12 protein-coding genes are annotated in these 20,894 nt (G+C 39.9%); 1 reads left to right on the forward strand and 11 read right to left on the reverse strand.

Features of this window, described 5'->3' with window-relative positions; all coding sequences use genetic code 11:
- Positions 1-431 precede the first annotated feature (431 nt).
- The 10 genes from AC0L7T_RS21500 to AC0L7T_RS21545 all read right to left on the reverse strand — a co-directional run bounded on the left by AC0L7T_RS21500 (position 432) and on the right by AC0L7T_RS21545 (position 17,414).
- Complete coding sequence (locus AC0L7T_RS21500; protein WP_473338310.1) at positions 432-2,129, reverse strand: sulfatase family protein; 1,698 nt, start codon at positions 2,127-2,129, stop codon at positions 432-434.
- A 710-nt stretch (positions 2,130-2,839) separates the two neighbouring features.
- Positions 2,840-4,201, reverse strand: a complete 1,362-nt coding sequence (locus AC0L7T_RS21505; RefSeq protein ID WP_473338312.1) for a hypothetical protein — start codon at positions 4,199-4,201, stop codon at positions 2,840-2,842.
- Positions 4,202-4,309: 108 nt separating this feature from the next.
- Positions 4,310-6,103, reverse strand: a complete 1,794-nt coding sequence (gene ggt / locus AC0L7T_RS21510; protein WP_473338314.1) for a gamma-glutamyltransferase — start codon at positions 6,101-6,103, stop codon at positions 4,310-4,312.
- A gap of 99 nt (positions 6,104-6,202) precedes the next feature.
- Complete coding sequence (locus AC0L7T_RS21515) at positions 6,203-7,240, reverse strand: bile acid:sodium symporter family protein (RefSeq protein ID WP_473338316.1); 1,038 nt, start codon at positions 7,238-7,240, stop codon at positions 6,203-6,205.
- Between the two features lie 157 nt (positions 7,241-7,397).
- Positions 7,398-7,949, reverse strand: coding sequence for a RidA family protein (locus AC0L7T_RS21520; protein WP_473338318.1), 552 nt, complete (start codon positions 7,947-7,949; stop codon positions 7,398-7,400).
- 257 nt (positions 7,950-8,206) lie between these two features.
- The gene (locus tag AC0L7T_RS21525) at positions 8,207-10,042 is read right to left on the reverse strand and encodes a CocE/NonD family hydrolase (RefSeq protein WP_473338320.1); all 1,836 of its coding nucleotides are present in this window, start codon (positions 10,040-10,042) and stop codon (positions 8,207-8,209) included.
- A gap of 159 nt (positions 10,043-10,201) precedes the next feature.
- Complete coding sequence (locus AC0L7T_RS21530) at positions 10,202-11,779, reverse strand: SusD/RagB family nutrient-binding outer membrane lipoprotein (RefSeq protein WP_473338321.1); 1,578 nt, start codon at positions 11,777-11,779, stop codon at positions 10,202-10,204.
- 50 nt (positions 11,780-11,829) lie between these two features.
- Complete coding sequence (locus AC0L7T_RS21535; protein WP_473338323.1) at positions 11,830-15,264, reverse strand: SusC/RagA family TonB-linked outer membrane protein; 3,435 nt, start codon at positions 15,262-15,264, stop codon at positions 11,830-11,832.
- Between the two features lie 276 nt (positions 15,265-15,540).
- Positions 15,541-16,575, reverse strand: coding sequence for a FecR family protein (locus tag AC0L7T_RS21540; protein WP_473338325.1), 1,035 nt, complete (start codon positions 16,573-16,575; stop codon positions 15,541-15,543).
- A 143-nt stretch (positions 16,576-16,718) separates the two neighbouring features.
- Positions 16,719-17,414: an RNA polymerase sigma factor gene (locus tag AC0L7T_RS21545; RefSeq protein ID WP_473338327.1), complete on the reverse strand. Its 696-nt coding sequence runs from the start codon at positions 17,412-17,414 to the stop codon at positions 16,719-16,721.
- 995 nt (positions 17,415-18,409) lie between these two features.
- Here AC0L7T_RS21545 and AC0L7T_RS21550 point away from each other — a divergent pair.
- A complete protein-coding gene (locus AC0L7T_RS21550) occupies positions 18,410-19,426 on the forward strand; it encodes a LacI family DNA-binding transcriptional regulator (protein ID WP_473338329.1) in 1,017 nt (338 codons plus the stop codon).
- 148 nt (positions 19,427-19,574) lie between these two features.
- Here AC0L7T_RS21550 and AC0L7T_RS21555 read toward each other — a convergent pair whose 3' ends face one another.
- Positions 19,575-20,321, reverse strand: coding sequence for a glucosamine-6-phosphate deaminase (locus AC0L7T_RS21555; protein ID WP_473338331.1), 747 nt, complete (start codon positions 20,319-20,321; stop codon positions 19,575-19,577).
- Positions 20,322-20,894 lie beyond the last annotated feature (573 nt).

Below are 20,894 nucleotides of genomic sequence, written 5' to 3' on the forward strand. Positions count from 1 at the left end.
ACAACTTCAAAACTTGACGGCGTATTTTTCTATGGGGCCCGGCTGTAAGTAGTCACCTGCATTAGCACTTAACTTTGTAAGACTGCCTGATGGCCTTCGGATTTTTTTACGAGAATTTATGCTAGTTCAAGCTGATATTTTAGAATGTTTGCGTCAAAAATCCCCCTTGCCCCCTTTAAGAGAAAGGGGGATTTTGTTTTTTCAGGACTCACGAGTGCGTACCTGATTTTGAATTTTTTCAGACCATTTCAACCACATCAATTGCGCTTTTAATTCCCTTTTGCCACAAATCCCCCTTGAGAACGGGGATTTCGTTACGCTAGAATTAACGGTTACAACAAATTGATATCTAGAATAGATTAAAAAAAAATCCCTCCGCGGTGGCGGAGGGATAAAAGCATTGTAAATGGAAACCAATTGGTTCCTGGTTTTTATTCATTTGAAAGCTCTCGTCCGTCAAATATTTTATCCAATAACTCGGTGTTTTTTCCTCCTGCATAGGAATCGTTTTTCTGAAGGAAATCCAAATACTCCTCCAGGTATTTTTGGGAGATCTCTGAGTTGTCACCATATTTTTCTCTCAAGCCGTCCAATTTCTCATGCAATTCTGCTTGAATTTCTGCGTAGGCAGGATCATCATAGACATTTTTCAGTTCCATTGGATCATTGATTCTATCGATCAGCTCCCATTCATCCGCATCAAAATAGTAATGTACCAGTTTGTATTCTTTGGTGACAATGGCATAGTGACGCTTCACCATATGTACAGAAGGGTATTCGTAATAGTGATAATACACTGCATCACGTGTCCATTCTCCTTCTCCTGTCAATAGTGGTAAGAGGCTTTCACCCTGCATGTCCGCAGGAGCTTCTATACCTGCTGCTGCCAGAAAAGTCTGGGCAAAATCCAGATTTTGAACCATTTCATTGGTTGTAGAACCTGGAGCTACTTTTCCGGGCCAAGCTACCAACAATGGTGTTTTGAAAGATTCGTCATATACAAAGCGTTTATCAAACCAGCCATGCTCTCCAAGGTAAAAACCCTGATCAGACGTATAAACGATAATGGTGTTTTCCATCAAGCCATTGGCTTCCAAATAATCCAACACTCTACCTACATTTTCATCCACCGCTTTGATAGTCCCCAGATAATCCTGCATGTAACGCTGGTACCTCCATTTCATCTTGTCGGTATCCGTCATGTTCGGATAGGCCTTTTTAAAATCTTCGATCATAGGATTGTAAGAAGCATCCCAGACAGCACGCTGCTCAGGATTCATCCGTCCAACTTCTCCATCAAAGGCCGCTTTGTCCCAGCTGGAATTGGGTGCTATGCCCAATTCATCCATTACTGCAGGTGGAATTTTGGAATCTCCTCCCCAGTGCATGTCCGTAAGCAAATTCATTTCAGCTTCATGGGCCGCACGACCTCTTCCTGAATAATCATCAAACAGCGTTGGAGGCTCCGGAAAAGACCTATTGGTAAACTCTTCTACATGTCTGCCTGCAGGAAGCCATTCTCTGTGAGGCGCTTTGTGCAGGTAGAAAAGTAGGAAAGGATCTTCTTTTTTCCGTTCATTCTCCAACCAGTTGAGTGTCATGTCTGTGATAATGTCTGTGACATAGCCTTCAACTCGAATATTACCTTCATTCCTGGTGATAAAATTCGGATTGTAATATTTTCCCTGCCCGGGTAGGATTTTGAACTGATCAAAACCTTTTGGGCTATTTCCAAAATGCAACTTGCCAAACATGGCCGTCTGGTAACCGGCCTCCTGAAAAATCTGCGGGAAAGTCACATTGGTGGTATCAAAAGGAAAATGGTTGTCTACCTTCCCATTGATATGGCTGTGCTTTCCTGTTAAAATCGTGGCTCTGGAAGGGGCGCAAATGGAGTTTGTCACTGAGGCATTGGTGAAAAGCATCCCCATTTTCGCAATTCTATCGATATTAGGCGTTTCGAGCAGCGTATTGTCATAGGCAGAAATGGCCTGGTAGGCATGATCATCTGACATGATAAATACGATGTTTGGTCGGTCAGAGGTGCTTTGCTCTTCAGACGTTTGACCACAGCCTGTAAGGCCGAGAAACAAAAGCAAGCCTGCTATTATAGACGTATATTTTTCCATTAAGTATATGATTTATTGTTATAAGCAGGAAAATTAGGGCTTTGGTGTAATAATTAAAAATGTTTTCTCAAATTAAGCCAGATTATGTCATTTTGAGTAGTCCATTTTATTGATTTCCGTAAGGCTGAGACAATTAGTAGGTAGGCCGCATCCGCTAAATCTAACCGTACCAAAATCCCCCTTCAAAAGGAGGCAAAGGGGAATTGCAGAAATTGGAAATTAATGCTGATTTAGTGGCATTGAAACTGGCTGAAAAAATTCAAAATCAGCTACGAACTTCTCAGTCCAGAAAGCACAAAATCCCCCTTGGTTCTTGCCAAAGGGCGCAGTGCTTGTCCCGACAGGCGGGAGGTATTATTACGGGAAAGTCCTCCTATCTCAAGTTGATGTTTTAGAATGTTTGCGTCAAAAATCCCCCTTGGTCCCCCTTTGAGAAAGGGGGAGTTCGTAATTGCAGGATTAACGAGTTCGAACCTGATTTTGCATTTGGTTGGCTTATTTCAATCTTACCGAATCAATATTAAATTCCCAAATTAGCAATTCCGCCTTTAATGAGGGATTTTGATTTATCCGGATCAGCAGGTGTTCAGATTAATTCTACCTTTCAAATACTGAACGAATAAAATTAAAAAGCGTCATCTACAGGGGAATAAAATTCCTCGTAGATGACGCTTGCATTCTTTTGAAAAAGCCTTTAGGCTGCTCCGATTTTATTTTTTAAACCTTTCAGGAATAATAAACTCATAGCCTTTAGGAGGCCATGGACCTACGCTCTGTCCTTCAGGACGTGGGGCCGTAGGCCGGATAGGTTCAAATCCGGCTGCGGAATACTTAATATTTAAGAATGGGGTTTCTATTTTTTTACCATCTACAAGAGACCGGATACCCATGTCTGAAATACCACTGGTAAGCAAGGTCCGCTCCACTGGGGCTGTTGGCTTGCCTGTAACAATGAACTTCTGGATATTGAGTGTCAGGTAACTGAAATGAGAATAACTCATGCTATGGTCCAGCACAAATTCCGTTGCTACCTGGCCTTGGGCAGTGTTGGCAGCATAAGCCCAACCCTGATTGACATAACCTGTGAGCATCACAATCGCTCCTTTGGTGCCATCTGTATATTCAACGATAATGGCATTTGGATCTTTTACCAAATCACGCATATTCCCTTCTTTTCTACCTTGAATTTTACTGCAAGCAGCTTCCACCAATTCCAGGTTGATGCGACCATCATCCATGGCTTTCCACACATCGGCTCCGCTAAGCCCTAGCACACTAGAGACACCAGTTTCCCCTCCTTCTCTTCTTTCCACCATGCATTGCAGAATCTCTGCCACATGGAAACCATAAGCATCCAGAGATGCGTATCCTATCCCGACTGCTTCAGATATTTTTACTCCCAATGGATGTTCCAATGGCTGGTCTCTCCAGCAAAAAGGCAGAGATGACCCTGCCATCATGGGCACATTCAGTTCTTTAGATCTGTCATATACCCATTTACTATCCAACCAACTGTAAGACAAATGCTTGTCGGAAAACAAAGGGACAGATTTATTAGAAGCATCAAATACCCTAAAAATCTGCTCCAGGTAATTCATTCTCGGGTACATTTTTATACCATAGCGACTCTTGTCATAATCACCATGCTCTCCCACATAAATCACGGCATCTACAGCCAGCTTGTCTCCTCCAAGAGTCAGTGCACCTGCAATGGTATCGTACATTTTTGCACCGTTCATACCTGCAATCCGTACCCCTGTATCATTGTCTCCAATCTGGTCAATCCAAACCGATACAATCTTTACTTGAGGAGCTACCATGCCATCATCAGTAGGAATGCCTACAAAAAGCTTGGTGGCAATAACATCCGCATGTGCACTGTTTCTGTAAGTATTTGCAATTAGTGCAACAGTCTTTTGAGCAGTGGCAGGTTTATCACTGCTGAGCTCAATGACCTTTGCCATGGCTTTTGCTTCAGACTCCCAGAACAAGCCTGATAAATTGATAGCGGTGGCCGCCAAAGCTGACTTTTTTATAAAACTTCTTCGTGGGTTTTCTTTTTCGTTGTTCATTTTTCTAGCCAATAGTGGTTAATTTTTAAGATTTCTTATCGTTTATGCATTTGGCTTCATTCTCCAAAATACAGGCACTGGAAAATCAAGCCCATTACAGCCCGTATTTTACCAGCCTACTGCATAACCGTTTCTTCTTGGGTCGGCGCCACCCATGATCCAGCCAGTTTTTTTGTCAACGGAAACACCTTGTGCTCCTCCTACTGTCATGGACCAATCTCCAAGACTGGTATCCAAAAGGTAGCCCATCTGTCTTAAACTTTTGAGTACCTCATTGTCTACTCGCGTTTCTATTATAATTTCTTTTGCTGGAACAGATCCCAATTCGTCTTTCCATCGAAACCTAGGCGCGCTAATGGCATCCTGAATGTTCATGCCAAAATCAACATAATTCATGGCCACCTGAGGAACGGATTGCAAAATCCCAAAACTTCCTGGAGAGCCTACAACCATTTCAGGCTTGCCATCTTTGTGAAATTGCATCATACCACCAACACACCAACCTACGGCTTTCCATGGCTCAACACTATTGGCCAAACCAGGTGTTTTTTCCATCCAGTCTATGGCACTATTGAATATCAATCCGGTTTTGCCAGCAATATAACCTGAACCAAAACCTCCTCCATGCGTTTGAATAATCACTACAGCATTTCCCCACTGATCCATCGCTGAAAGACTGGTAGTCGCATACTGGTATTTTGGATCCATCTTGTCTTTCAAGCTCCCCAACAACTCAAGCTCAGACTCAGTGAAATCACTTTTATGGGCTATTTTACGGTTTTTCACCCTTTCAACAACCCTCTTGCGTTGTTCATCAAGGTAACTGTCAGAAAGCAACATGTCTACTGGTACATCTACATAATCTGGATCACCGATATATTTGTCGGTATCTATTCTACTCAAATAAATGGCTTCCATTAAATGGGCGAGGTATTCCGTGCTATTGTGGCCCATGGCTTTTAAGTCAAAGCCTTCCATGATTTTCAGTGTCTGTAACTGCTGAATGCCCATTCCCGGAGGAGGGTTATTGTACACTTTATATCCTCTGTAGTCAATTGAAATAGGTTCTGTCCATTGCACACGGCCTGGCACCATGGCCAAATCTTCTACCGTAATAAAACCGCCGTCTTTTTTAAACGCTGTGGCTATTTGCTGTGCTATGTCTCCCTGGTAAAATACTTCTATTCCCTCATCAGCAATCCGATTCATGGTTCTTGCCAAAGGTTTATTGGTAAAAATATCACCAATTTCGTAAGGATTTTCTCCGTCCTTAAAAAGGATGGCCACTGATTCCTTGTGAGGTTTTACCCTTTCTACCGTACCTTTCCACATGGCCTCATCAAACTCAGTGATGGGTATTCCATTTTCTAAATACTCAATGGTAGGCGCAAATACTTCTTTGAGAGACATGGTCCCATAATCCTCCAATGCCCTGTTCCAACCAGCAAGGTTTCCAGGAATGGCTACAATTCTAGGCCCCACTGTTTCAATGGCACCATGGCCTGCACCATCTGCAGCTTTTGCTTCACCCTTTAAAGATTGGGTTTTAAATGACTTTGGCACCCATCCACCAAATACAAGGGATCTAACCTTGTCATCTTTGGCGGAATAAAAGAGCATGTAGCCTACACCAGCTGTTCCAGACATATAAGGCTCTACAGCATTCAATGAAGCAGCCGCAGCCACTATTGCATCAATGGCATTACCTCCATTGGCCAACATTTTTTGTCCTGCAAGACTGGCCAAAGGGTTTGCTGAAGCGACCATCCCTAGTTTACCGACTGCAGCCGGGCGAAGGTTGTCTTTGGCTACCTGAGCAAAGGTGTTTGCGATAGTGGTGATCATCATCACTCCTATCAATGCGCATTTAAAAGCGAAGAGTTTTTTATAGTTGGTTTTCATACTTTATTCATTTACTTTTTTATTGGCTCTGAATGTTCCAGTCAAACAATAGATAACTGACAACCAAAGCTTAATTTATAATATTATGCCCTATTATTATTATTTTGACACATTTTTATCAACATTAGCATTGTCTTGAATAGAATCCGATAGGATTTCCGAAGTTGATGCCAATGGCTTTTTCCCATTCCAATAAGAGGCCAAAACTGAAGAGGTGAACCCCATCAATGGACCACAAACAGCGGAAGCCAAACCCACAGTAGCAATTTTGCCCATTTCTTTGGCAATTCCTGATACAAGTCCTGCGTTTTGCATACCTGTTGTGATGGAGATGGTTCTGCAGTGTTGCTCTTCCAGTTTGAAAAACCTTGCCATCCAATAGGCGGAAAAATACCCTGCTATATTTAATACCAAAACCATCAAGACCAACATCATGCCCATATTTAGTAAGCTTTCTCTTCCGGCAGCCATAATAATGGCCACTATTAAAGCAATGCCTACCATAGAGACAATTGGCATGGAAGCATCCAACCACTTGGCCTTTCCGTGCAGAAATTTATTGAAAATCAAGCCTGCACCGATAGGAAAAAGAACCATTTTAACGATACTCCACATCATACCCAAAACATCAATAGGAATAAATCCGCCTGCATAAAATTTCATTAATATTGGGATAAACAAGGGAGCTAAAAGGGTGGTTACAGATACGATGGTGATGCAAAGGGCTACGTTTGCCTTAGCCAAATAAGCAAAAACTGGGGAAGCCACGGATACAGGTGCACATCCCAATAAAATAAGGCCGGCAGAAATTTCTGGGGAAAAACCACTTATTGAAGCCAGCCCAAAGGCTATCAATGGCATCAATAAAAACTGGGCAGTCACGCCTACAAACACTGATTTCGGCGATTTTCCTAAGGCGATAAAATCCTTTATCCCCATGGAAGTCCCCATTCCAAACATGATTATCTGAATCAAGGGTGTGATTAATCCCGCCAATTCATAGCCATTGTATTCAAGAAAATAATCTGGGAAATACAATGCCGTAGCAACGACTGCAAGTATTGTTAAAGTAAACGAAAGTCCTTTTGTTGCTTGAAATGCCCTAACCCCAATGGCTGTCAATAAAAAAAACGCCATCAGAATCGGACCTAAATAGCTTGTATTCTGAGTAAATAGCAACACCAACACTGCAATAAAAAGCAAAATGGCGCATGCTATTATTATTTTATAAATCCCATGTATTTTCAAAGCAGATGGTATTATAAATGTTAGGTGATATATTAAATCTTATTTTTTATTCTTCTTTCAATTCTACTATCATTTCAATTTCCACAGGGATGCCAAAAGGCAATGAACCCATACCTACAGCGGAACGCGCATGTTTACCACTCTCACCGAATACTTCTACCATAAAATCAGAGAATCCATGCATAACTATTGGCTGCTGCTCAAAAGTAGGCACACAATTCACCATTCCAAGCACTTTTACGATTCTTTTTACACGATTTAGGGAACCTATAGTGTGTTTAAGGGATGTCAAAAGAGAAATACCTGTCAACCTGGCAGCCGCTGCCCCCTCTTCTACAGTTAGCTCTGACCCCACTTTACCTTTCATGTATTCCCCATTTTCCTGCATAGGGCCATGGCCTGAAAGAAATACCAGGTTGCCTACCTGAACTGCCAGTACAAAATTGGCTGTTGGCTCACCAGGAACCTTTAAAGTAATTCCCATTTCCTTTAATTTTGCTTCGGGATCGTTACCTGAATTTTGTGCAAAAGCGAATTCTAACTGACCTACCAGAAGAAAAATTGTCAGTAACAGTATTTGATGAATTTTAATAGTCATAACAGGAGTAAATTTAAAACATGTGGGTAATAAAAGACCTTCAAATATGCGAATCTAAATTTAATTTGGGTACATATCGCTAATTTTGATTGGGCATTTTTGATGAATGGTGCAATTCTCACATAAGTTAACGCATTTAGAGACCCTTTAAACTTATAATTGTGTTTTAGTGAAATAATCCATTCCCCGAATTGACTTCAGAGAATGGATTAGTGAATTAGTGGTTATTAGTGATTGTTATTTTCTATTTAAAATCATTAGAAACCAGGTACAATTGGCAATAGTATATGGCTGGGTTTTGGCCCTCCATGGTGTATGGTTTGCTGTGCCACTCTGGTTTCTGCACTACTTCCTAGTGGAGCCCCGGTATTTGGGTTCCGATCAAATTGCGGAAAATTACTTGAAGTAATGTCCACTCTTATTCGGTGACCAGGAAGGAATACATTGGCCGTTCCGGTTAGGGTTATTTCATATTCGTAAACTTTATTGGGTTTCAATAGCTCGATTTTATCTGTTCCATTTCTGAACTTTGCTCTCAAAATTCCTTCGGATATTGGATAAGCACTGCCATCAGGATAAACATCTACCAACTTTATCATCCAATCGGTATCAAGACCATCAGTAGCTGCAAATAGCTTCATAGAAACAGGTCCTGCAATGCTTACAGGTGCTGTTAAAAACTCCGAAGTATAAACCAATAAATCGTTTCTTCTCTCGAGAATTCGTTGGTCCTTCGGTCCTGATTGGGTAGGTGTGCCACAGCAGTTGTTTCCTCCATAAGTAGGTACCGGAACTTGCGGGTCATAAGTATAGGTGTCAGTCACTGCTTTTTCTGGTTTTTCAAAGCTCAACTTTCCTCCACCTCTACCAGAATTAGCAGGTGCATCTCCTCCAAGGTACAATTCCTTGTATTCTGTTCCAGGGATAGGCCAGTTGTCTTCATGACGCCACTTGTTTTCCCCCATATAATAAATTTGAACGGGCTTTTCTTTGTCAAGTCCATTTTGAATTCCCTTCAGGTAAAAGTCATAATACCTTAATTCCCTCTCAAAAAGGTCAACATAAGCATCCTCCGTAAATTTCATGTCTCCAAATGCCGTAGACGGGCCATGCCCCCAGGGGCCAATAAGTAATTTAGTGCCCTTCCTTGCTTCAGGAGTTCCTCCATGATTTTTCATCCCCACATAGCCGTTGATGGTACCCATCACGAAGATATCAAACCATCCTCCGGTATTGTAAGCAGGAACGGTGATTTTACTAAATCGCTCCTCATCACTTACTGATTTCCAGTATTCGTCATAAGACTCGTGGGTTACCCAATCCCTGTAAAAAGGAACGGCTTTACCTGCACTAACCAAATCACCATCAATTAAAGGCAAATGATACAGGATGTTCTCATATTTTAACTCCTCAGGAGTATAAGCCGCTGTGTGCCAATTTTGAGGAAGCATGATCTTATTTGGCATTCTTACCACTCCCCAACCATAGTTAAAGCTTAATCTAAAGGCACCTCCCATGGTAATCCAATTGGCATACACATTTGTTGAGGCTACAGAAGGGAAGATGGCTTCCAAACTTGGAGGCGTTTGACTGGCTGCTGCCCATTGATTATGTCCCAAATAGCTACCACCCTGAGTGGCGACCTTTCCATTGGAGCATTCCAATTTTGCTGCCCACTCTATGGTGTCAAAACCGTCATTTGCCTCATCTCTAAACGGGTCCCATTTGCCTTCACTTTCATATCTTCCACGCACATCCTGTACAATACCTACATACCCTCTTTGGGCAAATTTGATCATGCGCTCATGATGCACACCTTCTCGCTGTACTCCATAGGGAGTTCTTGTCAATATTACAGGATATTTTCCGTCTTTTACCGGTCTGTAAATATCGGCATATAGAATTACACCATCCCTCATTTTTACTGGTTGGTGTCTTTCAATCCTAATCTCGTTGAGTATTGGATCAGGTTCAGGATTTCCTTTTACCATTCCTATGGATACTATCCACAAGAAGATCATAAGCCACTGCGATTTCCCCAAAAGCTTACCAATAAAAATATTCATACCAATTGTTAGTTCAGTTTTCTTCATGCTTGATTTGATCGGATTTTTTTATTACTATTTAACCCAGAATGCCGAATCTAAAATAGGGCCGGCTATTTCAAGTATTCGGGTTAAAATATAAGCCTGGGCTCGACTAAAGAAGAATCGAACCCAGGATATATATAATACTATTACAAACAAGACTATCTATCTTGGGAATTTAGGATCCCACCAAACGGAACTTGTTAATAAGTTACCCACTCCCTGTCGGTTATAGGCTTCCATAAAATTAGCTTCATTAAGGTTTAATTCAGAATCAGGAATAATAAGCCTTCTAGGGATGGTTCCTCCTGTAATATTACCAGGGTAATTGGTAGGAATCAAAGTAGGATAATCTGTTCTTCTCCAGTTGGCAAATATCTCATAATTGTCCAGAAATAGAGACACCCACTTTTGGGTACTAATTTGCTCAAGTTTCTCCTCGAACGTACCGTCTTCCATAAATGGATTCCTTGCAATATAAGCCTCAATTTTCTCAGAGGAAATGATACCTTCATCACCAAAAAGCGCCCAATGTCTCATTCCTGCTCTAACGGCATCTTCATAGGCTGCTTTAGCACTTCCTGTATACCAACCTCTGATACCGGCTTCAGCAAGCAAAAGATTGGTTTCTGCATTAGTCATCGTCAATACGGGACTGGCATAATTCAAAACCGTATTTGGATGTGGCTCAGAATAGGTGTTAAAATCATCAGGCTCACCAAATAAAGCACCACTTTTCATTCCTCTCTGAATACTTGTGGCTGTGTCGTACACATAGCCATCGCCATCAGGATTATCTACCCAAACCACTGAAATAACATTCAATCTAGGGTCTCCCGTTGCTTTTAAATGTTCGATAAAGGTCTCTGCAAATTTACCGCCCTGAGTATTACTGACACCTGCCTGAGGATTCTGGTAATCTTGCACCAATAGGTTAGCAGCTTTAGGATTTCTACTTTCTGCAATTTGTCCATCCAGGTAATTGACTTTTGCTATGTCTTCATCATTTAGGATCACGCCACCAGCAATTGCTTTTTTAGCCCAGGCTTCTGCCAGATCGGGACGAACTTCAGTCAAACGCATGCTCAAACGGAGCATAAGCGAATTGGCTAACTTTTTCCACTTTTCTGTATCTCCTCCATAAAACAAATCAGAAGGACCAAAAGTAGGGAGAGAAGGGTTGAATGCAGCAGCTGCCTGCTCCAATTCTTTTAGCATGTCTTCATAAATAACTTCCTGAGTGTCATACTTTGGCTGTAACAATCCTTCTGAACTTTTCAAGGCCTCGAAATAAGGCACATCTCCATGAACATCTGTAACGATATGAAACATATAGACTTTCCAAATTCTTGCAGCGGAAAGCATATTGATTGAATTGGGATCCTCTTTTACCGCATTGATCACTCGCTCATTGTCGGCTAGGGCTGTATTGTACACCGCCCAATGGCTTCTTGCAGCACTTTCATTGAAATATTTATCTCCCGTTCCTCTAACTTCTGAGTGGGTAGAAAAATGCTGCATTGCCTGAGCAAAGATAAAATGTTGCCCATCAGCCCCATTGGTAAAATTGAATGACACACCATCCAGCATGGAATTGGAGAAGAGAAATTCTGGTATAACCTCTTCATATGCATTGGGGTTTTTATTCAAGTCACTTAGACTATCTGTAAAATCATTACAGGAGGTCAAGCCCACCAATGCCATGGCAAGGCCTATTATATATATATTTGAATACTTTTTCATAATATCATATTGGTTAAGAAATAAATTGGTGAAATGCAGAAAGCCCTTCATTAAAAACCTATCCTTAAATTAAAACCTATCTCTCTAGTCCTAGGAAGCATTACTCCTGAGAAATTCTGTGAGTTACTGTTAGGATCTGATCCTTGTTCCGGATCAAAATGATCTGAGTTTCTGTATAGAATGGCAAGGTTCCTTGCTACCAATGATATTTGTGCTGTTGTTAAATTAACGAAATTCAACTTTTCTACTGGTATGTTATAATTAAGCACGACACTTCTTAGTTTTACAAAACTACCATCGATCATGAAGTTTGTAGCATATTGTCCATCATTGTTATAATAAGTAGACATAAAGCTAGAAGGCCAGTTTTTGGTAAACGTATCTCCATTTTCGTCCACTCCTTCAACTGTTAAACCATTGTCTCTGCCTGGTAAAGTTTCCTTTAGCAAACCAAATCTCCACATGTATTGCTTGGCTTGGGAGAAGAATTGATTACCAAATTTAGCATCAATAAGTGCATTAAGGGAAAAGTTCTTGTAAGTAAAGGTGTTTTCAAATCCCATTGTATAAGGAGGAACCCCAATACCAAGTGGCATCGTTGGTCCTAGCATTGCATAACCACTTAAACTGTTATACACCCTAATCCCATCTTCAGTATACTCGTAGCTTCTACCGAAACGTGTACTGGAGTCTTTGCCTAGCAAACTACTATTCCCTGTCGCCTGACCTGGAGCTAGGGTAAGTACTCTATTTTTATTATAGGCAAGATTATAACTTACATTCCAGGAGAAAACTGACGTCCTTATAGGATTACCTGTTAAAAGTAGCTCTATACCTTTATTACTTATTTCTCCTACATTCAATAATGTAGAGGTTGCTCCTGAGGAAGGAGCTATAGCAGTAGAAACGATGTCATCCTGATTGATTTTGCTGTAAAGAGTGAAGTCTATACCAAATCGGTTGTCAAAGAACTGTGCGTCAAAACCAATTTCAGAAGTGGTAGAAGTCAAAGGTCTCAATTCAGGATTTGAAATAGCCGAACTGGATGTTTGAACTGGCACTCCTAAATGTCCTCCAAGACGGAAGCCATACAACTGGTTAATCGCATAAGCGTCTACAGTGGCAGAACCTACCTGAGCCCAGGAACCTCTCAATTTGGCGAAGCTAATCGCATTAGGAAGATCAAAAGCATTGGATAAGATCACACTACCACCAATAGATGGATAAAATATTTTATTATTACCAGGATTCAAGGTAGAAAACTGATCCTGTCTACCTGTGATGCTTAAGTAATAGGTTTCCTTAAGGTTAAAATCCAGAGAACTGAAAACTGAATTAGTACCTGTCCTATAAAAACCTTTAGATGGAGCCAGGATATTTAAGTTAACAGGGCTGATCCAGTCTGGTATAATGTATTCTGATCCTATGAGGTTGGAGACATCCAGAATATCTCTCTCCAAATTCCCTCCTACCATTGCTGATAAGTTAATGCCATTACCAAAGGTGGTATTGTAACTGGCAATAAGACGTCCATTGGATCGTGTCCTAAGTTCCTGCTGAGAACGATAAGTCCCCAAAGGCCTAAATGCGGTGCCTATAGGATAGTAATCTTCTTCTCTCCAGCTACTGAAATCACGCATAAAATCTGCCTTGATAAACAAATTAGGCAGCAAATCATAGGTTAAACTTCCTTGAGCGATTACCCTGTCTTTCACATCCTCGTTACCCATTCTGTCTCTGGCAAAATAAGGATTTGTAGCCTGATTAACATGTTGCCATTCTATTTCCTGTCCCGTTTCAGGATTATACCCCGGAGCCAGGTCGGTAATGTCTACTGTATTGGCAAGCAAATAAACTCCCCATGCAGAGTTCGTTCCAACGTAGCCAACACCTGGACGATTGTTACCTACTTCATAGTTGTATTGAATTTGTGTATCAAAACTCAACTTATCACTCATGAAAGCCTTCAAGTTCACATTTGCTGTTTGTCTGTCATAGGTAGATCCATCTACAATGGCACCAGACTGCAAATCTGAAGCAGATACCCTATAAAGGACAGACTCATTGCCACCTGAAAAGGATACCGTATTGACAATGTTGGTACTATTTCTGTAAAAGGCTTTGATGTTGTCTTTGATTGAAACGCCTGAATAAGGACGTTCTACACCGTCAAACTGTATAGAAGGTTGACCATCCATAGGTTCACCATAAGACAAACGCCCTGTACTAATCGCTTCACCCTGACTTTGAGGACGGACTCCCTGACTGCCCTGACCGTACTCGTATTGATACTCTGGGAAAATATTTATGGTACCAAGTGTGAAATTGGAATTAAGCTCTATACCGATACCTTTCTTTTGCCTTGAACCTTTTTTGGTTGTAATCAGGATTACGCCATTTGCCGCCTGACTTCCATACAATGCTGCTGCTGCACCACCTTTAAGTACACTTATAGATTCAATATCATCTGGATTGATGCTAGAAATACCATCACCCAAATCGGTAGTGGCACCATTTGCCTGATCCTTTACCGTTGAAGGTCTGTTGGAAATTGGCATACCATTGATGACGTATAGCGGTTGGTTATTTCCATTTAGAGAGCCATTTCCTCTTATTACAACCCTGCTTGAACTTCCAGGCCCACTTGCCATACTTGTAGCATTTACACCGGCAATTTTACCTGTCAAAGAGTTTGCTAAATTCGTTTCTCTCGATTTGGTGAACTCTTCGCCTTTTACTTCAGTAACTGAATAAACTAGCGATTCTTTCCTTCTTTCTAATCCAAAAGCAGTAACCACTACCTCTCCAAGGGCCTGAGATTCGTCCACCATAGTAACATTTATTATACTCCGCCCACCAATTGGTATTTCTTGAGATGAAAAACCAATAAATGAGAAGACCAGTGTTCCAGTACTATTTGGAGCAGTGATTGTGTATTTACCATCCATATCGGTGACAGTTCCAATATTGGTTCCCTTAAGCAGAACATTTACTCCTGGTAGTGTTTCTCCATTTTCTGAGGACACCGTTCCAGTGATTTTCTCCTCTTCTATTTTAGCCACTTGTGAAGCCTCTTTCTTTGCAGATTGATGTGATTTGGAGAATGGAACAGATACAGGAATAGCATCGCTATTGGTTGCTCTTTTTTCTTCCTTATCAGTGATCACATAGAAACCTTTGTCTAACTTATGATAGCTTAGATTACTTTTTGACGTCAATTTGGTGAGGTGCTCTTCTACAGATTTCGACTTATCAGAAACTTCATAAGCTATTTTTGTATGGACCAAATCACTATTGCAAACTATCGAAACCTCATACATTGGTTCCAGTGTTTTTATCAAAGTCTTTAAATTATTAATTTCGACTTTCTTCTTGACGTATCCGACTTGCGGGTCATCTCCCAGGGCAAGTTCCTGGGCTTGAATATTCATTATCCCAATCATGAAGAGGAGTAATGAAAATTTAATTTTGTTAAGTTTTTTCATATTCGCAATTGTTTGGTTGTTAGTTATATACATAGACCATATTCAAGTTATCAGTCTTCTTAATCACCTGATAATGATCTTTTTTGGTTAAAGCTACTTTACAATTCTACCCGCACTTTTTGCAATAATGCCATTGATGTAGGTAGAAGAGGTCACGTGGTTTTTCGTGTTTAGTGGTTAGATTAATTTATTTTTATTTAGACAAACCAGTCTCATTTCTATTCAGATCTGGCGTTTCAATAGTTCACTGGTCACGCTTTCTATTCTATTTATATTCTATTTAATAGTTACAACTTTGCCTTCAATCAAAATTTGATTCCCCAAGCTTCTTTCAAGTCCTTTAAGTAATAAGTTGATATCATTACTAGGTGCAGAACCATACACCCTTTTTTCCAATAAACTTTGATCCTCTACTTTTACTACCAGCCCATATGTGGACTCCAATATGGACTTGATTTCCAAAAGCGAAGTATCATCAAAGATTAAGCGATTGTTTCTCCAGGAAGTATACACCAATGGATCCACTTCCTTTTTCGTCAATACCTGGTCATTATGGATGTACTCTGCCATTTCTCCAGGTGCCATTTGCAAGTGTTCTGCTTTGGTAGCATTTTGCAAATTTAGCATCACTTTCCCTGATGAAAGCACCACCTTGGTTCTACCCTCACGGTTAAGAACGTTAAATTCGGTCCCTAAAACTTCTACATTAAAATCAGAAGTAGCATGAACAATAAATTTCTGATGGTCCCCCAGGTGTTTTACTGTAAAGTAAGCTTCTCCTTCCAACCATACATCCCGGACCTCCCCAGTTTTCCAAGCCTTAGAATGACTTAGAGAAGAATTTCCATTAAGTTTTACCTCAGAACCATCTGGAAGGATGATATTCCTGGTTTCTCCATAGGCAGTAGTATGCGTAATGGCATTGTTATTAAAAGCGAAATAATAAATGCCACTCATCACCATTAATCCAATAAATACAGCTGCCCACCTCATCCATATTCCTGATGAATTCGGTTTTTGATGGGTGTTATTTAACCGAAACCCATTGGAAGCTGGCTCTTCCTTATCTTCATTTATCGAATCTTGAATTCGCTTAAAAATCAATTCCTTCCGGATATCTTCGCTAGGGGTTTTTTTGAAATCTATGGAAGAGGCTATTGCCCTTGCTTGATCTACCTGTTCCTTTCTTTTTGGATTTCCCTCTTGCCATTCTTCCCAAAACCTGTCAGTTTCTTCAGTAGGGTTCTTTATCCAATTGAGGAAAGAAATGTTTGATAATAAATTATAAACAGAATGAATATCCGATTTCATTTATATTGATTTATGGAATAAAGGATGGGAAAACACCTTCATTTTTCCGGTGTATATATACTAAGGGGAAGGTAAGGTGAGAATTACCTCAAAAAATTCAGAAAATTTTGAAAAAAATTTATATCAGCCTAAAAAACTACCAACTAAAGTTTACCACCTATACAATATACTTGCATGGTAACTAACATCAGTAGTATATTATCTAGACTCCCTTTCATGGCTGCAAGGGCTCTATAGACAAGGGTATAGGTAGACTTTTGACTTATGTCAAGTAATTTTGCGATTTCACTAAATGCCATCCCGTCATAAAATCTTAGCACAATCACTTCTTTTTGTCTTCGGGAAAGCTGATTTAGGGCTTTAAGGATACTTTCTTTTTGTATTGCAGAAACTTCTCTCGCTATTAATCCAAATTCATGGGACAATACAATTTCAAAATCATGATCTTCGAATGCTTCCTTAAGAGGTAGTTTTCTCTTTTTCTCAAGATTTTTAATTATTTTTCTTTTAAGACTTTTGTACAAATAATATTTAACCGATTCAGCTTGTGCAATAGCCTCTCTCTTTTTCCACAGCTCCACAAAAAGATCATGAATACTGTCTTCAATCAACTCCCTATCAGAAGTAATAATTTCTCCATAGTTAAATAAAGCATCAATATAGCGCTTATAAATTGCTGAAAAAGCCACCTCATTTCCAGCCTTGAATTGACTCCAAAGCAGTGTGTCATCATTGCCGTTTTGTTTATTCTTCAAAGTATTTTTTCCTACTTTCGAAGTCTTTCCTTCTCGCGTAAGTGTAAATTGCAGGTCTCTTTTTTTTTCACTGGTTAGCCCCATGTTATTTATTACTCAATCCCTTTTCAGAAAAAGAATGATATTTATAGTTTTAAATCGAATTATGCACTAGCCATTCTTTTAAATACTAAAACCACTTCATTACCAGTCAATCCTTGCTCTTTCAAACGCTACCTGACCAATAGACAGGTTCGCAAAAGCAGTGATCTTTCTCTGTTTACGATGGCCCTAATTTTTATTGTAATATATCACCCATTACAAGACGAATGCATTGGTTGCGTTTTATGATTTTTAGATCAATTAGGTTTGGGCATTGCAAATTGAACCATGAAAGAAAATTAATGATTGATCCATAGTCGTAAACACCTATAAATCAACATTCTATACACATCTTAAATTTAACGAAGTAACACCACTCCAACAACTACTCTCCTCCAATTTTCCTAGCAATAAATTCAAGGTAATCAAAGACATTATTCAGCTAAAGCGCTAGGGTATCGGGCAGTAATTTCAACCTTGATTTGGCCCCAACTAACAAGCATATTAAAATTTAGTGCCTTATTCTGTTAAATAAAAATTTTGTGACTGATATTTTTGTATTCTAAGGATAATATAACGGATTAAGGTGCTGGGCGGTTAATTGTAAATATAAAATACAATAGTTTTTGATACTTTATCCCAATGATATTACTATTTCCAGAAATAAATCACGCCTGTCAAACGCGTGCGTATAACAACTTCACTTCATTGCAATCCAAACTATCTACGGTATCAGGATATAAAAACAGGCCATTCAAGTTAACTTGAAATAGGTAATAAGCCTTAAGAACAGCATTTTCCTAAAAATATTTAATACCATCGGTGGGTTTTAGAATTCATTTATTCATGAATAATTCCCAATGTTCCCTTTAAAGGTTTAATTAAATTCTCGGCCAAATCTGACCTTCCACTTGAATAAATTCTACCGTTCTGTACATTTAATATTTCATATTTATTAAAAAAACAGCATATTATGGGACAGTTTTATAAAAAATTAAATGTTACGTCAGACTATAACCATAAAAGATATTGCCAGGGAATTGAATATATCAGTCTCGACTGTTTCAAGGGCTTTGCGCGACACATTTGATGTGAGTCCAGAAACAAAACTTCTTGTGCTTGAAAAAGCGAAAGAACTTAAATACAAACCTAATTTTAACGCACGGGGACTTTCTCAGGGCAAAACAAACAATATTGGCATAATTTTACCCTTTATCACCAATTATTATTTCTCAACAGTCATTACAGGGATCCAGAAAATCGCCTATGAATTCAATTACAATATTATTCTTTATCTAACCAATGACTCAGAGGAAAGAGAAAGCCTGATCATGAGCAATCTTACCCTCTCTGGACTTGACGGAATTCTCATTTCTACTTGTGCAAGCAATTATGACCATATTCATGAAGTTATAGACAAAGGAATACCGGTAGTATTTTTTGACAGAACCAATAATTTAGATGCCTCCAAAGTGGTGCAGGATGATTATAATGGGGCTTTTGAGGCCACGGCTCATCTTATCTCGCAAGGCTTTATGAAAATCGCACACATCACCGGACCAAAAGACCAGATGTTTACCCAAAACCGACTCAATGGATACCTAAACGCATTGGAACACCACCGAATTCCTGTAAAAAAAGAATGGATCATCCACAATGGGTTTTCTCAGGAATGCGGATCAGATGACCTTCAATTACTAATGGGGAGAACCAATAAACCCGATGCCATATTTGCTGTAAATGACAGGAAGGCCATTGGTGCTATGGTTCAACTTAAAAAACTGAACATTCAGATAGGTAGGGATTTTGGGGTGGTGGGCTTTACAAATGATCCTATTTGCACCCTTATTACTCCCACGCTTACCACCGTCTCGGAGTCAGCTTTCGATATCGGACGAATCGCCTGTGAGTTATTGCTGAAGCACATTCAAAAAGCAAACTTGCCCTCTACGGAAGAGATTCTTCCCGGCGAATTAATCATTCGAGAATCCACTAGGCGATCCACCGGAGTTTAGCAACAGGGCACTCTTCTATGATATTCTTTTGGGAAAACCAAGGGGATAGGAAGGTAGACGGTCACAGCGTTTTAGGTCTCCTAAAATATAAAAGCCGCATCCCAAGACAGCAAAACAATCTTGGAACACGGGCTTTCGGTTTAGTGGTTTATTTCTCTAATGCTTTGGTCAACAAAGAAGCAGATGCATCATCCAGGTAAATACTACATGAGGGGTGCTCTTGCAATATACTCGAAGGATTCATGTTGCTCACTTCACCTTCAAGGCAATTCTTTACGGCATTGGCTTTTCGTTCATCAGGAACAGAACATATGATATGCGCTGACTTCATGATTTGTTGGATAGACATACTGATGGCCTGGCGGGGGACGTCCTCAAGGCTTGCAAACCAACCTTCATTCATTTGTTGTTCTCTACATGGCACATCCAAGTCCACAACCAAGTAAGGTTCTTTGGTATCAAAATCGGCAGGCGGATCATTGAAGGCAAGGTGACCATTTTCGCCAATCCCTACGAAAGCCACATCAATGTCCTGACCTGAAATCAAGGCCTTTAGCCTTTCACATTCTTTTTCCGGATCATTTTCTCCATTGATATAATGTATTGCGCCCAGATTTTCTACTTTATCCACAAACCTTTCCTTAAGGTATTTTCGGAAACTTGCAGGATGAGAAATTGGTATTCCAATGTATTCATCCAAATGAAAAACAGTCACTTTACTCCAATCGATAGCTTCGTTTAACAGCTGGGAAATAGTCTCGAATTGGCTGGTGCCCGTTGCTAAAATCAAATTGGCTTTCCCTTTGCTATTAATGGCCTCACGGATAAGGGGTGCTGCCGCCTCTCCTGCTGATTTACCAAGCCCCTTTGGATTGGTTGATTGAAATATTTTCATAATATTGATATTAAGGTTAAATAAAAGACATATAAATAATTGCTAGAAAATTAATGCATTAGCAATGGTTTGTAAAGTGAGTTTGTATCCGGTACCGTACCCTGCTAATTAGGTACTTTACCGAACTTTAAGATTAAAATGGAAAAGTAACCAATCCACAAGAGCTGATTCATGCAACCTTTAATCAGCTCCCTTAATTTTAAAAGCGATTAAATGCTTACATGCCGAACAGAACTCAATTCTACTTAAAATGAGTTTAAGAACATCCAATGAGCCCAAAGGTTCAACCCGGATTATGTAATAGGATTTCTCCGCCCTGACAATAGTCAGGGGTAAAGCCTGTCCCGTGTTTAAGGGAAGTGTTGAAATCGCAAGAAAATCAGATTGTTTGGAGATTTCAGCAAGTAATAGAAGGTCTATTGCATATTGCGGGTTAAAAGGATAGTCTATGGATAGAGCCTGTTAAAAACACATGGATTTTCGTCTCTTCTTGCAAATTGTTTTTTTTACTTTTCACATGAACCGCGAATTAAAACCCTAAAGGGACTATACAAAATCATTAGAATAATAGGT

The organism is Cyclobacterium sp. 10D3-21, assembly GCF_055809755.1.

What these genes read in the sequence shown, in the direction of transcription:
- AC0L7T_RS21525 (WP_473338320.1), bottom strand. Translation starts at nt 10,042, where the DNA reads ATGAAGAAAACTGAACTAACAATTGGTATGAATATTTTTATTGGTAAG.
- AC0L7T_RS21530 (WP_473338321.1), bottom strand. Translation starts at nt 11,779, where the DNA reads ATGAAAAAGTATTCAAATATATATATAATAGGCCTTGCCATGGCATTG.
- AC0L7T_RS21500 (WP_473338310.1), bottom strand. Translation starts at nt 2,129, where the DNA reads ATGGAAAAATATACGTCTATAATAGCAGGCTTGCTTTTGTTTCTCGGC.
- AC0L7T_RS21520 (WP_473338318.1), bottom strand. Translation starts at nt 7,949, where the DNA reads ATGACTATTAAAATTCATCAAATACTGTTACTGACAATTTTTCTTCTG.
- ggt (WP_473338314.1), bottom strand. Translation starts at nt 6,103, where the DNA reads ATGAAAACCAACTATAAAAAACTCTTCGCTTTTAAATGCGCATTGATA.
- AC0L7T_RS21505 (WP_473338312.1), bottom strand. Translation starts at nt 4,201, where the DNA reads ATGAACAACGAAAAAGAAAACCCACGAAGAAGTTTTATAAAAAAGTCA.
- AC0L7T_RS21550 (WP_473338329.1), top strand. Translation starts at nt 18,410, where the DNA reads ATGTTACGTCAGACTATAACCATAAAAGATATTGCCAGGGAATTGAAT.
- AC0L7T_RS21535 (WP_473338323.1), bottom strand. Translation starts at nt 15,264, where the DNA reads ATGAAAAAACTTAACAAAATTAAATTTTCATTACTCCTCTTCATGATT.
- AC0L7T_RS21555 (WP_473338331.1), bottom strand. Translation starts at nt 20,321, where the DNA reads ATGAAAATATTTCAATCAACCAATCCAAAGGGGCTTGGTAAATCAGCA.
- AC0L7T_RS21515 (WP_473338316.1), bottom strand. Translation starts at nt 7,240, where the DNA reads ATGGCGTTTTTTTTATTGACAGCCATTGGGGTTAGGGCATTTCAAGCA.
- AC0L7T_RS21545 (WP_473338327.1), bottom strand. Translation starts at nt 17,414, where the DNA reads ATGGGGCTAACCAGTGAAAAAAAAAGAGACCTGCAATTTACACTTACG.
- AC0L7T_RS21540 (WP_473338325.1), bottom strand. Translation starts at nt 16,575, where the DNA reads ATGAAATCGGATATTCATTCTGTTTATAATTTATTATCAAACATTTCT.